13 protein-coding genes are annotated in these 12,494 nt (G+C 70.3%); 2 read left to right on the top strand and 11 right to left on the bottom strand.

The window, feature by feature from the left end; translation table 11 throughout:
• Positions 1 to 27: 27 nt before the first annotated feature.
• From QSK17_RS15350 to QSK17_RS15335, 4 genes are all read right to left on the bottom strand, one after another.
• Complete coding sequence (locus QSK17_RS15350; RefSeq protein ID WP_285705398.1) at positions 28 to 1,128, bottom strand: HNH endonuclease signature motif containing protein; 1,101 nt, start codon at positions 1,126 to 1,128, stop codon at positions 28 to 30.
• Positions 1,129 to 1,352: 224 nt separating this feature from the next.
• The gene (locus QSK17_RS15345) at positions 1,353 to 1,634 is read right to left on the bottom strand and encodes a hypothetical protein (protein ID WP_285705397.1); all 282 of its coding nucleotides are present in this window, start codon (positions 1,632 to 1,634) and stop codon (positions 1,353 to 1,355) included.
• Between the two features lie 1,289 nt (positions 1,635 to 2,923).
• Positions 2,924 to 4,117, bottom strand: coding sequence for a Cmx/CmrA family chloramphenicol efflux MFS transporter (locus QSK17_RS15340; protein WP_285705396.1), 1,194 nt, complete (start codon positions 4,115 to 4,117; stop codon positions 2,924 to 2,926).
• On the bottom strand, positions 4,117 to 4,680 hold the full coding sequence (locus QSK17_RS15335) for an SDR family oxidoreductase (RefSeq protein ID WP_285705395.1): 564 nt from the start codon (positions 4,678 to 4,680) through the stop codon (positions 4,117 to 4,119). The genes QSK17_RS15340 and QSK17_RS15335 overlap by 1 nt, the downstream gene beginning before the upstream one ends.
• Before the next feature lie 78 nt (positions 4,681 to 4,758).
• On the opposite strand from QSK17_RS15335, the gene QSK17_RS15330 reads away from it, so the two are divergent.
• Both QSK17_RS15330 and QSK17_RS15325 read left to right on the top strand, forming a co-directional pair.
• On the top strand, positions 4,759 to 5,349 hold the full coding sequence (locus tag QSK17_RS15330; RefSeq protein ID WP_285705394.1) for a TetR/AcrR family transcriptional regulator: 591 nt from the start codon (positions 4,759 to 4,761) through the stop codon (positions 5,347 to 5,349).
• Entirely contained in the window at positions 5,346 to 5,522 is a 177-nt protein-coding gene (locus QSK17_RS15325; protein WP_285705393.1) for a lytic polysaccharide monooxygenase, read from the top strand. The genes QSK17_RS15330 and QSK17_RS15325 overlap by 4 nt, the downstream gene beginning before the upstream one ends.
• Positions 5,523 to 5,774: 252 nt before the next feature.
• Here the strand turns inward: QSK17_RS15325 and QSK17_RS15320 are convergent, their stop codons facing one another.
• The 7 genes from QSK17_RS15320 to QSK17_RS15290 form a co-directional block, all read right to left on the bottom strand.
• The gene (locus QSK17_RS15320; protein ID WP_285705392.1) at positions 5,775 to 7,265 is read right to left on the bottom strand and encodes a cysteine desulfurase/sulfurtransferase TusA family protein; all 1,491 of its coding nucleotides are present in this window, start codon (positions 7,263 to 7,265) and stop codon (positions 5,775 to 5,777) included.
• A complete protein-coding gene (locus QSK17_RS15315) occupies positions 7,262 to 7,957 on the bottom strand; it encodes an ArsR/SmtB family transcription factor (RefSeq protein ID WP_285705390.1) in 696 nt (231 codons plus the stop codon). The genes QSK17_RS15320 and QSK17_RS15315 overlap by 4 nt, the downstream gene beginning before the upstream one ends.
• Before the next feature lie 185 nt (positions 7,958 to 8,142).
• Positions 8,143 to 9,171, bottom strand: coding sequence for a GNAT family N-acetyltransferase (locus QSK17_RS15310; protein WP_285705389.1), 1,029 nt, complete (start codon positions 9,169 to 9,171; stop codon positions 8,143 to 8,145).
• 92 nt (positions 9,172 to 9,263) lie between these two features.
• Complete coding sequence (locus tag QSK17_RS15305; RefSeq protein ID WP_285705388.1) at positions 9,264 to 9,860, bottom strand: response regulator; 597 nt, start codon at positions 9,858 to 9,860, stop codon at positions 9,264 to 9,266.
• A complete protein-coding gene (locus QSK17_RS15300; RefSeq protein WP_285705386.1) occupies positions 9,860 to 10,945 on the bottom strand; it encodes a sensor histidine kinase in 1,086 nt (361 codons plus the stop codon). Before QSK17_RS15300 ends, QSK17_RS15305 begins: the two co-directional genes overlap by 1 nt.
• A gap of 4 nt (positions 10,946 to 10,949) precedes the next feature.
• A complete protein-coding gene (locus tag QSK17_RS15295) occupies positions 10,950 to 11,639 on the bottom strand; it encodes an ABC transporter permease (protein ID WP_285705384.1) in 690 nt (229 codons plus the stop codon).
• On the bottom strand, positions 11,636 to 12,349 hold the full coding sequence (locus tag QSK17_RS15290; protein ID WP_285705383.1) for an ABC transporter ATP-binding protein: 714 nt from the start codon (positions 12,347 to 12,349) through the stop codon (positions 11,636 to 11,638). The genes QSK17_RS15295 and QSK17_RS15290 overlap by 4 nt, the downstream gene beginning before the upstream one ends.
• Positions 12,350 to 12,494: the final 145 nt, after the last annotated feature.

The raw sequence follows: 12,494 nt of genomic DNA, 5'->3' as shown, positions 1-12,494 counted from the left end.
CGCCTGTCGCTGTTCAGTGATCGTTGGTCACCGTCTATCGGTCCAGCGTCGGGGACGGAACTTGGAGTACCGGTGGAACCGCATCGACACCGTCCCGTCCCCCTGATCGATCACCTCTACGCGATCGGGGTGACGGGACTTCCACTTGTTGTCCGCCGCGCACAACGGCGCGAGGTTGTCCAAATCCGTGCGGCCGGTCGGGTACCACGGCTCGATGTGGTCGATCTCGGCCAGGTAGGCGGGGACGTCGCAGCCTACGCGGCAGCAGGTCCGGTATCTGGCCAGGATCGCTTCCCGCTGATCAGCCGAAGCCAGCCGGCGCGCCCGCCCGAAGTCCCTCACGATCCCGTCCGCGTCGCGGAGCACCCGCCGTAGTTCAGCCGTGTAGGCCATCCGGCGCGCGTCCACGGCCGGGATAGCGGTGCCGTCCTCCAGCAAGGCCGGCTCTTCCGATTGGCCGGTCAGGGTTTGCTCGGTGACTGATACGTGCATCACGGTGCGCCGCCCGCCCTCTGATAGGCGGATGGCCAGGGCGTCGGCCATGCGGCGGGCGTGGCTGCGCATGTCAGTGCCGTCGGTCTTGACGGCCAGAGGCTCCAGCCACGTCTTCAACTGCATCTTCAACTCCGGGTCCAGCAGCCCGCTGACGCGACCCATCCCATCCGCGGTCTCGGCGATCGTCAGGTGCTGGCGTTCGGTCTTGGCCGCCGCCCGCGCCAGCCTCCCCTCCGGGTCGATCGTCTCGATGATGGTCTGACCGGCGCGGGCCACGTCCTCCACCGTGGACGCCGACGCCCGCGCCAACTCCAGCAGGATCGGCTCGGCCAGCTCGGTCTCGGCGTCATCCAGGTGCCGGGTGGCGGACGCGATCGTCGCCGCATACCCGAACGACAGACGGCCGGAGGCAAACAGACCGGCGGTGTGCGGCAGACGCGGCAGCTGCCGCGCCAGCGTGACGCGTTCTCCGGCGCGGGCGGTGCGTGAGCCGGTGGCCGCCGCCAGCCACGCCCCGATCGACCGCCGCCCGAACAGGTGGTGGCCCTTCCCGGCCTCGGCCAGGCGGAGGCGGGTCGCGATCGCGGCTTCGGCCAGATCGATCGCCCGGGCCAACGCCACGATCTCCGCCATCGCCACCTCAACCTCAACCCCAGCCCCGGCACCGGCCCCAGCGCCAGGCGCGGCGCCAGGCGCGGCACCGGCCCCCGCGCCAACCCCGGTCTCGGCTCCGGCGCTAACCCCAGCGCCAGCCTCGGTCTCGCCTGGCACCTCCCCCGCAGCCGCGGCCAACCGCTCGGCACGAGCCAGCAACTCCATGACATCGCGTCCGGCCAGGTTCAGATCGGGCCAGTCCCCTATCCGGCTATCACCACCAGCAGCATCCGGACCTGTGGCGTTCTGGCCGTCACCGCCGGCGTTGCGTCCATCAGTGTCTCGGCGGTCGGTGGTAGCACCCCGGCCAACAGCGTCCTGGCCATTCCGACCAGCGCCCCGGCGGTCACCACCAGCGGCCGGGCCATCACCTTCGAAGCCCTGGCCAGCGCCCCGGTCATCAGCGCCCCGGCCATCCCGACCAGCCCGCAGGGGACGGTTGGCGGGCGACTCGTGAGTGGGACGGCGACCCTGCCAGATCCCATCCCAGGCAGACAGGTCACCACGGTCGTACCCGGGCCGCAGCTCGTCCCGACCGGAAAGAGAACCGCCATCGCCACCGGGACGCTGCGACTCACCCCCGCCGTCGGCCTTCTCCCCTGGCTCGGTCGCCCGCTCGCCAGAACAAGCGGGCCCTATAAAGACGGGCGTGATCGGCGATCGCCCCGGACCCGAAGGCCATCCACCGCCATCAGGCTTCTGGTCTACTGCCGCGTCCGGGAGGCCGAGCAGCCGCCGAGCCCACGACTGCGTCGTCTCCGACTCGCCGCGTCGCTCACCTCGCCCGTCAGAGCACGCCGTGTCGTCCGGCTCACCGCGTCGCGCAGCTCGCCCCTCGGGGCGCGCCGGGTTGTGTGGGGCGGGATTAGGGGCTCCTCCGTGGCCACCGAAGCCGCGGGCACGATCAAGGAGCCCGGCACTGCGGGCACGATCGAGGAGCACCGCCCCGTAGGAGTCACCGGAGAAACGACCGGATCCGATGAACGGCGTATGCCGCCTGAACCCGCGCCGCCGCGGCGGGGATGCGGAAGGCGCGTCCGACGAGCGGGACGGAGGTGCGTCCTCCGGCCGGCGCGACAGCAGCACGCCACCCGAAAGCATCATCTCTTCGCACCTCCCCTCCCGCTCTGGTGATCGGACCCTCTGCGAGGATATCGTTCACACGTTCGATATTCAACTCCGAGTAGTCGCGCTTGTACTATTTGTGAGCATCGTGGATGGCATTCCGCTTGGTGGGCATTCGTGACCGGAGAGGGCGCGCCAAGGTCTGCGTCCCTGGTGCCTGCGTCCCTGGTACCTGCATCCCTGGTGTCGCTCGGGGTCTCTGGTGTCGGCGTCATCGCTGCTGACTCCACGAGTTGGCGACGGGCGACGGTGGGGCGCCTGCGCAGTAGCGGTCAGCGAATGCCTCGGTCGCAACGCTGACGCTGCCCGTTTTGGGGCACCTTGCGCCCACGCGCCAGCCCACGCGCCAACACCCGGACCGAAGGGTTCTCATGCTGTGAGACCGAGCAACCGAAGACCGTCGACGGGATGGCCGCGGTAGTGGTCGGTAGCGGCGGCGAAGTCAGTCGGGCCGATCAGACGCACAGCCGCTCGGTGAGCGGCCATCGGCGATCACCAGGCCTTCGACCGGCCCGCCGATCAGGAAGTGACCCCGCGGCCCGGCCGTGCGATCAGGGCCGTGGCGGGGTGCCGCTCTCACGCGTCGTCACCGACATCACGTGGAGCCGCGCCCCGACGACGGCGATGGAAACCGCCCGCGGACACGCGATCAGGCGATGGCGGAGCATCGTGGATCTTCACGACGCGCCATGGACCGACGCGGACCGATCCGGCCCATCGCCTCGACGCCGAGGAGCGCCAGGGCCAGTACGGCGAAACAGGCGCCGATCCAGGGCACGGCGGGGTAGCCGAGCCCCGCCGTGAGAGCGATCCCGCCGAGCCACGGACCGACGCTGATGCCCACGTTGAAGGCGGCGGCGTTCCCGGCCACCGCCAGGGTCGGCGCCGCTGGGGCGATCCCGAAGACGCGCGAATTGAGAGCCGGGTTGGTGCCGAACCCGGCGAGCCCGAGCAGGAACACCACGATCACCACAGGGACGACGTGGCGCGCGGTCAACGCCATGAGGATCGACGTCGCCAGCACTCCCGTGAAGCCGACAGCCAGCACCCCCAACGGCCGGGCGTCGGCGGCGCGTCCTCCGATCGCGATCCCGATCAGGGCTCCGACACCATAGGTGAGCAGCACCGCCGGCACCCAGCGCGCGTCCAGCCCTGTGACCTCGATCAGCATGGCGCCGAGGTAGGAGAAGGTGCCCAGCAGCGCGGCGGTCGAGCCCGCCGTCATCGCGTACGACAGCCACAGCCGTGGCGTGGCGAGTCCGCGTAGTTCGTCGCGGACCCGCGGCGGCCGGTCGGGCCGTAGGTCGGGAACCTTGACGAGGACGGCGGCGATGGCCAGCACGGACAGCACGACGACGGCCCAGAACGCTCCCCGCCATCCCAGATGTTGTCCGATCCAGGTCCCCGCCGGGAGGCCGATCACCGTGGCGACGGTCAGTCCTCCGGCGACGACGCTCATCGCCCGGCCCCGCCGATTCTCCGGCACCAGCGCCATCGCGGTGCTGCCGCCGACCGCCCAGAAGCCGGCGTAGACGAAGGCGCCGACGAACCGGCTGGCGAACAACACGGCATAGCTCGCGGTCACCGCCCCCGTCACGTGAGCAAGGATGAAGATCGCAAGGAACGCCAGCATGGCGCGGCGACGCGGCCAACGTAGTGTGACGACCGCGAGCACCGGCGCGCCGACCAGCATGCCGAGCGCGAACCCGGAGATCAGCAGGCCTGCCTGCGGAATGGTGATGCCCAGGTCGGAGGCGATCTCGGGCAGCAGCCCGGCGAGCATCAGCTCGCTGGTGCCCTGCGCGAAGATCGCGAAACCGACGATTATGACGGCGATCGGCATCAGAGCATCGACCCGCCACTGCCATCGATCCGCTGCCCCGTCACCCAGCGGGCGTAATCGGACGCCAGGAACGCCACGATGTCGGCGATGTCGGCAGGCTGGGCCGCCCGGTTCAGCGGCGACAGCACGGCGATCGCGGCACGGCTTTCCTCGGTCGACAGCCGGGCGGCGTTCATGTCCGTGTCGGTCGCGCCCGGCCCGACCGCGTTCACGGTGATCCCGCGCGAGCCGAGCTCCTTGGCCAGCGTCGCCGTGAGCGAGTCGAGCGCGGTCTTCGACATCGCGTACGCCGCCAGCTCCGGGTTCCGGGCACCGTGGGTGAACCGGGTCGAGATGTTGACGATCCGTCCCCCGTCCCACAGCCGCGACAGACCGTGCTGGATCGCGAACGCGTCCCCGCCCGCATCCGTGATCGCGGCGACCGTCTGGGCCGCACCATCGGCGCTGCTGCCGTAGTGCACCCCCACCCGGGCACCGTCGCGCGCCAACCGCAGCGCGATCGCTCGACCGATCCCCCTCCCCGCGCCGGTCACCAACGCGGTCTTCCCCGCCAACGAACACATGACAGGACTCCCTTTTTCTAGCGAGCGTTACAGAAATGAACATAACACCTTTTCTATCGATCGCTATAAAATTGGGTCATGGTGACAGCGGCACGGGGACGTCCCCGCTCGTTCGACCGGGACGCGGCACTGGACAAGGCCATCCGGCTGTTCTGGCGACGCGGCTATGAGGCCACCTCGGTGCGGGACCTCACCGAGGAGCTCGGGATCGGCGCCCCCAGCCTCTACAGCGCCTTCGGCGACAAGCAGCAACTGTTCACGGAGGCGCTGCGGGTCTACGACGAGAAGTACGGCGGATTCATCGACCGTGCCCTCGCCGACGAACCCACCGCCAAGGGCGCCGCGGCTCGCGTGTTCGCCGAGGCGCCGGAACGCTATACCCGCCGCGACCTCCCGACCGGGTGCCTCATCGTCAGCGGGGACGCCGGCACCACCAGCACTGAGATCATCGAGCACCTCAGGCGGATGCGCGACAGCAAGGTCGACGCGTTCGCGGCCAAGATCCGCGCCGACATCACCGCCGGCCGCCTCCCCGCCGACATCGACCCGCGCGCTCTCGGCCGCTACACCATGTCCGCTCTCACCGGGCTCGCCCAGGCCGCACGCGACGGTGTCACTCGCGCCGAACTTGATCAAGTCGCCGAGATCGCGCTCCGCGCCTGGCCGTGAGGACGCGGGACGAGCCGTACCGGGCGAGTGACGACCTCATGCCGGACAACCCGACCGTCCACCAGGTCAGCCTGCCTCACGACCGCAAGGGCTACCACGTGCTTCTGGCAGTCTGGGAGGTCGCTGATACCGGCAACGCCTTCTACCGGGTCATCGACCTCGACCTCACCTAGCCCGACCCGGGGCCTACTGCCCAACCGGCATGCGGTCCTGGCCCACCAAGACAGCCAGGAGAGCGCCCCGACCTCCCGGTAGACCAAGATCGGCGATTCGCCAGCGGTGGGCCGAAGGAAGGCGGGGCGCAGTTGCGCAGAGCCTGGGACAAGCGGGCGCCCGCATAGGGGCAGACGTGGGGTCCTGGTCGGCACATCCGAACCGTGGCCCGGATCCGCGCGAGTACCTTCGGCGGGCAAACCGGCCCCTGGTCATTGGCCGGACTCGTACCGATGCCACGGCCGGTCGGGCCGAGTCCGCCGTTCTGACGAGGCGAGACGGACGGCGTAAATCGGACGATCGTCGCCGGTGACGGGGCCGAGGTAGTGGTGGCCGGTCATGTGGCACCAGGCGGGCAGGTCGAGCGGGGCCACCGGGTCGGTGGCGATGATGTGCACCACGGTCCCGGGCGCGGCGCCCTGGATGCGATCGCGCAGCTTCAGCAGAAGGGCGACGCAGAGAAGGCCGGTGCCGTCGACGGTGATGTCGGCTTCGTGCGGGGTGGAGTTGTGAGCGCTCGCGGTGGCCGCCGCACGGGTCGAGGCCGCGTCGATCAGTGCGGTGGCTGCTTTCGCGATGTCGTCGCTTGTGGTCCAGCGGCCCAGGGACAGCCGCAGTGCCCCGAGCGCTCGGCCGGCGTCCAGGCCCATGGCGGTCAGCACAGGTGACGGGGTGTGGGCGCCGCTGTGGCAGGCCGAGCCGGTGGACGCCGCGACGGCGGGGGCGGCAGCGAGGAGTTGATGTCCGGCGGCGCCGTCGATGCTGATGTTGAGCGTGTTCGGCAGGCGTTCCTTCCGCGGCCCGTTGAGCCGTACGCGGCCGGGCAGTCCGTCGGCCAGCCGGCGGTGCAGGTCGTCGCGCAGCGCTTCGATCCGGACCGCGGCGCCGTCGGCGAGTTCGTCGGCGGCCAGTTGGGCGGCGGCGCCGAGGGCGACGGCGCAGGCGACGTTCTCGGTCCCGGCCCGGAGCCCGCGTTCCTGGCCACCGCCGTAGACGACCGGCTCCAGGCGTACGCCGTCGCGCACATACAGGGCGGCGACTCCCTTCGGGGCGTACATCTTGTGCCCCACGAGGGTGAGGAGATCCACCCCCAATGCCGTGACGTCGAGGGGGATCTTCCCGGCTGCCTGAGCGGCGTCGCAATGGAACAGCGCCCCGTGCGCGCGGGCGCGGGCGGCGAGTTCGCCGATGGGCTGCAGGGCGCCGGTCTCGTTGTTCGCGGCCATGACCGACACCAGCACGGTGTCCTCGTCGAGGGCTTCGGTGAGCGCGGCCGGGTCGACCAGGCCGTCGCCGTCGACGGGCAGCAGCGTCACGCGGGCATCGTGCAGCCGTTGCAGGGCGCGGCAGGCTTCGAGCACGGCCGGGTGCTCGGTGACCTGGGCGATCACGTGTGGACGGCGCCGGCCGGAGGCCAGGACCGCACCGCGAAGCGCGAGCAGATCGGCCTCGGAGCCGGAGGCGGTGAACACGATCTCGTCCGCGCGTGCCCCGATCAGCGCGGCCACTTGGGCGCGGGCGTGGGCCAGGGCGGAGCGGGGCTCGACGCTGTAGGGGTGGTCGCTGGAGGGGTTGCCGAAGAAATGCGTCAGGTGCGGCAGCATCGCCTCGGCGACGCGGGGATCGACCGGTGTGGTGGCGTTGTAGTCCAGGTAGACCGGTTCGCCGGTCAGCCCGGGATGCGGCGGCGTGTTGTGCGTCATGCCGGTTCCTCGATGGCCACGGGGAGGGCCGCCAGCCGCCACTCCAGCATGCCGTCGTTGAGGCGGATCGCGCGTCGGCCGCGGTCTCTCAGCAGGCGGACGGCGTCGTAGGCGAGCACGCAGTACTCGCCTCGGCAGTAGACGACGATCTCGGTGTCCTCGGGGATCTCGCCGATGCGGTCGGCGAGCTCGCCGACGGGGATGGAGACGGCTCCGGGGATGTGGCCGGCCAGGTATTCCTCCACCGGACGCACATCCAGGAGCATGGCCTCCCCCGCTTCCACGCGGGCGCGCAGCTCTTCACGGCTGACCTCGCGGCCGCCGTCGTGGCCGAGGTATGCGTCCCGGGCGGCCGGGACGGCGGACTGGTGGCGGTCGGCGACCTTGCGTAGCAGGGCGAGCAGCTGGGCCACGTCGTCGCCCGCGAGCCGGTAGTGGACACGCGTGCCTTCGCGGCGGGTGGCGACGAACCCGGCCTGTTTGAGTGTCTGCAGATGCGCCGATGCCGTCGTGAGGTTCAGCCCGGCCGCCTTCGCCAGCGCGTCGACCGTGCGCTCGCCCTGGGCGAGCAGGTCGAGCAGTTCCAGACGCTTTCCATTGGCCAGCGCCTTCCCGCTGGCCGCGAACGCATCGTACAACTCGGCCTTCGCAGCTGTGTCCGGCATGGCCTCCCCCACTTCCCACTTATCCATAGATCCATGGAATATGGTAGTCGAATGCCGGCGGTACGGCACGCGGCACTCGCGGGCCTTCGGCGGCACCGCTCTGCTCACCGGTTACCTCGCCACCGGTTACGGCCTGCGCCCCGGCGACCGCCAGGAGCCCACCAACGAGACGCCTGCCGAGGCAGACAACGACTTCGACCCGCTGGCGTTCATCAAGAAGCGTTGCGGTACAGGTCCCGTCTCTCGGGCAACTGCTCGAGGCCGGCCGACTGGTAGGTGGCGACGGCGCCGACGTTGGAGCTCGGGCAGCATACGACCACGCTGGACGAACCCAGCTCCTGGAGTGCGCGCGCTGCGGCGACCGTGATCGCTCGGCCGTAACCGTGACCGCGGTATGCCGGGTGCACTCCCATCGGCTCGATCAGCCCCAGCTTGCCTTCACCCGCCGACCACACCGTCACGACCCCTACCGCCTCGCCCTGCTCATTGCGAACGACCAGGCACCGCGCGTCGACAAACGGCGCACCTGCCGCCATCGTGTGCCAGTGCTGGTCGGTGAACGTCGACCCGTCGAACGACGCCCGCAGGACCGCGGCCCACTCCTGCGCCTGTTCCGGCTCGATCACCTCGACGCGAACGCCGGGATCCGGCACAGGCGCGCCGAGGTCACGCCGAAGTAGTGTCCACGCTTCGCCACTCTCCCAGCCGTCCTTGAACAGCAGATCCTGGACCAGCGCACCCGTCGGCGCCTCGACGTAAACCTTGCCCTCGGGGAGCACACTGCGCTCAGGCGCCGACACGTCCTCGACCACCTGCCGCGCCAGTTCCTCGTCCCGCAACGCCTCCGGCGCGAAGGCCAGCCGCAGCAAATCCGCGCCGTCCAGCAGCCCGACCGCCAGAACCTCCCCAGCCCGGCTCCAGGTCCGCGTAGCCTCCGCCGTCCGCTCCGCACCGAACCGCCAGAACCACCCCACATCCCCCGGATGCAACTGCACGGGCCCTCCGTCGTACTGCCACTCCGCCAACACCCGCACCACGTCACCGAGCCCGTCGACGCCCGGCCTACCCATCTCGATCACCATCCCCCGATCACACACCACCCCACCGACCCTCCGCACCCGAATTTCCCGCCGGCAGTCAGTAATCGGCGCGATCGTTTCCTGCGCCGCCCGCAACAGGGTTGTTCCCACCTCGCCGGACAGCGGCCGGGATGTGCCTTCCACGGACACGGTCGCCGTCACCCCCGACGTCCGCGACCACCGTCCGGCCACATCCGCGAGTGCCGCGTCGAGCTCGCCGCCGTCGGCTTGTTGCTGCTGGTCGGGAGGCGAGCCTAAATGAGTCCGCGCTCCATGGCCACGACGACCGCCGCGGCCCTGCTGTCGACACCGAGCTTGGCGAAGACGTGCTTCAGATGCGTCTTCACCGTCGTCTCGCTGATCAGCAGGGCTCTGGCGATCTCCTTGTTCGCCGAGCCCCGCGCCACCAGGCGCAGCACCTCCAGCTCGCGTCGGCTCGGCCCCTGGGTCGAGGGCCTCTCGATGAGGGCGGACGCGATCGACGGAGCCAGGACCGCTCCGCCGGCAGCGGCCGTACGGACCGCCCTGTGCAGTTCCTCCCGTGGCGCGTCCTTCAGCAGGTAGCCCGCCACCCCGGCGGCCATGGCCCGCGTCACGTCCGCGTCCGTGTCGTACGTGGTCAACACGATCACTTTGATCTCCGGATGGTCCACCCGGAGCCGCTGGATCGCGCCGACACCGTCCAGGCCGGGCATGCGGAGATCCATCAGCACTACGTGCGGCCGCGCCCGCCTGGCCATGACCAACGCCTCGAACCCGTCGGACGCCTCCGCCACCACCTCGATGTCCGCCACATGGTCGAACATGCCGCGCAGCCCGTCGCGGACCACCGGATGATCATCAACGATCATCAATCTGAGGGGATGCGCAGGCATAACGCCGTCCCTTCTCCCGGGGAGGACTCCACCGTCAGCGTGCCCCCCACGCCGCCGGCCCGCTCACGCATGGCCGCCAGCCCGTAACCCGCTCTCCGCGCCGCGGGGTCGAAGCCCGCTCCGTCGTCGAACACGTCCAGCGCCACTTCGCCGTCCATGTAGGTCAGCGTGATCGCCACCCGGCCCGCCCGAGCGTGCTTGGCCGCGTTCGACAGCCCTTCCTGCGCCGCCCGCAGCAGGGTTGTTCCCACCTCGCCGGGCAGCGGCCGGGGGGTGCCTTCCACGGACACGGTCGCCGTCACCCCTGACGTCCGCGACCACCGTCCGGCCACATCCGCGAGTGCCGCGTCGAGCCCCGCGTCGGCGAGCGGGCCCGGCCGCAGCGCGTCGACCGAGCGCCGCGCCTCCTGCAGGTTCTCGCGCGCCAGCTCCTTGGCCAGCGCGATCCTCTTCTGTACGGCGTGCGGATCGGGCATCGCCTGCTCGGCCGCCTCCAGCTGGGTGATGATCCCGCTCAACCCCTGCGCGAGCGTGTCGTGGATCTCCCTGGCCAGTCTCGCCCGCTCCTCCAGGGTCCCGAGCATTCTGTTCTGCGCGCTCTGCTTGGACACGTAGTCCACGAACGCCCCGATCGCCACCACCAGACCGGAACTCCCGACGAGCTGCCAGAAGGCGTTGGGCTCGGCCAGATGGCCTCTGGCGGCGAACGTGCTGAGAACCGTCGCCACCGCCCCCACGTAGGACCAGGGACTGACCAGCATCAGGTACGGCTGGGGCATCAGCCCGAAGATGACCACATCGAAGGACCGATCCCGCGCCACCAGTGCGACGTAGAGCGCGCAGATCACCACCAGGTGGACCGCCATCGGGTTGAGCCGCCCAAGCAGATGCGGCCGCCGTACGACGAAGAAGCCGTGCCAGCCGGCCAGCAACGCGAGGATCCCCACCGTCAGCGGGTCGGGGGCCGTGTTCTCACCGAACGAAAGGATCAGTCCGAGCGCCAGGCAGGCGTAATAGAGCAGATGGAAGGCGCGCAACCAGCGCGCCTCCCAGACGTTCACGTTCTCACTCCCATCGGAAGAGCGCGGCGGCGACCGCCGTGGCCGCCACGATTATCCCGGCCAGGATCAGCAGGGGGAAGACCGCGGCGGTGCCGGACCAGGCGTCGCCGAGGGCTTCCACGCCCGGGGTCAGAGGCAGGAAGTCGCCGATCCGGCGCAGCGAGTCGGGCAGGGCCGTCCTGGGCACGGCCGCGCCCGCCAAGAAGATCATCGGGAACATGACCAGCATGCCGATCAGGCTCGCGCCTCTGGTGTTTCGTACGACGGCGGCGATCACGAAGCCGAGTGAGCAGACCATCACCGAGCAGAGCAGGAAGGCGACGGCCAGCATGAGGACGTTGCCGGGCGCCTCCGCGCCGAACACCGTGATCGCCGCGACCACCAGTAGCACCGATCCCGCCAGGCCCGCGGCGACCTGCGCAACCAATTGGGCGCCGAGCAACAGGACGGGAGAGATCGGCGTGGCGGCCAGCCGCTTGAGCACCTTGCGCTCGCGATAGGACGCCACGATGCCCGGCAACGCGCCCATCCCCCCGATGGCGACGATCATCGCGACGTACCCGGGGACCGCGCCGCTGTCGCCGCGCTTGAGCACCAGCAGCATGAGCGGGAAGGCCATCATGAAGAACAGCGAAGCGGGGTCGCGGAACAGCAGTCTGAGCTCGGTGGCCGCCAGAGCGGTGAACGCTTTCATCGGTCTGCACCCTCCAGGGCGAAGTAGGCCTCTTCCAGCGAGGCGGTCCCGGTCCGGGCGACGATGTCGTCAGGCGTGCCCATGGCCACCACGCGGCCGCGGGCGAAGACGGCGACCCTGTCGCAGAGCGCCTCGGTCTCGTCGAAGTAGTGGCTGACCAGTACGACGGTGGTGCCTACCGCCTTCAGGTCACCGACCAGTCGCCAGGTCTCGCGGCGGGCGATCGGGTCCAGACCCGTGGTCAGCTCGTCGAGCACGACCACCTCGGGGTCGCCGACCAGGGCGAGCGCGAGCATCAGCCGCTGCTTCTGCCCACCGGACAGGTCGCCGAACGCCTTCCTCGCCAGCGGCTGCAGGCTCCAGCGCTCCATCACCTGCCGCCAGTCGGCCCCCTTGCGGTAGAAGGTGCCGAACATGCGCAGCGCCTCGGCAACCTTGATCCGCTCGGGCAGCGAGCTCTCCTGCAGTTGCGCCCCGATCCGCTGGGCCAGGGCCTGCCGCCTGCGTGCCGGGTCCTCACCGAGCACCCGCACCGTGCCCGCGTCGGGTCGCTTGAGCCCGATCAGGCACTCGACGGTCGTCGTCTTGCCGGCGCCGTTGTGGCCGACCAGGCCGAACGTCTCACCGGCCCGGACCGTGAACGTCACCCCGTCCACGGCGCGTGTGCTTCCGTACGTCTTGCGAAGGTCTGTCACCTCGATGGCTTCCATGCCTCAAGGTTCACGCCGAGGCGAGTCGCGCGGCATCGCCCATCACGTCGTCCGGCATCCCCCGTTCGGAGGATGGCCGTGCTGCCGTGCCCCGTGCCGTCTCCTCACGTACGCGGATCCGCGTAGGACGAAGCCTCCGGTGAGC

Origin of the sequence: Microtetraspora sp. NBRC 16547 (genome assembly GCF_030268965.1) — a bacterium.
Classification (GTDB): Bacteria; Actinomycetota; Actinomycetes; order Streptosporangiales; family Streptosporangiaceae; genus Microtetraspora.
The sequence above is the reverse complement of the archived record's forward strand: the minus strand, read 5'-3'. Positions and strand labels throughout refer to the sequence as shown.

Coding starts and splice junctions, on each gene's coding strand:
- QSK17_RS15335 (WP_285705395.1), bottom strand. CDS start 4,680: ATGTGTTCGTTGGCGGGGAAGACCGCGTTGGTGACCGGCGCGGGGAGG.
- QSK17_RS15305 (WP_285705388.1), bottom strand. CDS start 9,860: ATGATCGTTGATGATCATCCGGTGGTCCGCGACGGGCTGCGCGGCATG.
- QSK17_RS15295 (WP_285705384.1), bottom strand. CDS start 11,639: ATGAAAGCGTTCACCGCTCTGGCGGCCACCGAGCTCAGACTGCTGTTC.
- QSK17_RS15330 (WP_285705394.1), top strand. CDS start 4,759: ATGGTGACAGCGGCACGGGGACGTCCCCGCTCGTTCGACCGGGACGCG.
- QSK17_RS15315 (WP_285705390.1), bottom strand. CDS start 7,957: ATGGATAAGTGGGAAGTGGGGGAGGCCATGCCGGACACAGCTGCGAAG.
- QSK17_RS15290 (WP_285705383.1), bottom strand. CDS start 12,349: ATGGAAGCCATCGAGGTGACAGACCTTCGCAAGACGTACGGAAGCACA.
- QSK17_RS15350 (WP_285705398.1), bottom strand. CDS start 1,128: ATGGCGGAGATCGTGGCGTTGGCCCGGGCGATCGATCTGGCCGAAGCC.
- QSK17_RS15340 (WP_285705396.1), bottom strand. CDS start 4,117: ATGCCGATCGCCGTCATAATCGTCGGTTTCGCGATCTTCGCGCAGGGC.
- QSK17_RS15345 (WP_285705397.1), bottom strand. CDS start 1,634: ATGGGATCTGGCAGGGTCGCCGTCCCACTCACGAGTCGCCCGCCAACC.
- QSK17_RS15320 (WP_285705392.1), bottom strand. CDS start 7,265: ATGACGCACAACACGCCGCCGCATCCCGGGCTGACCGGCGAACCGGTC.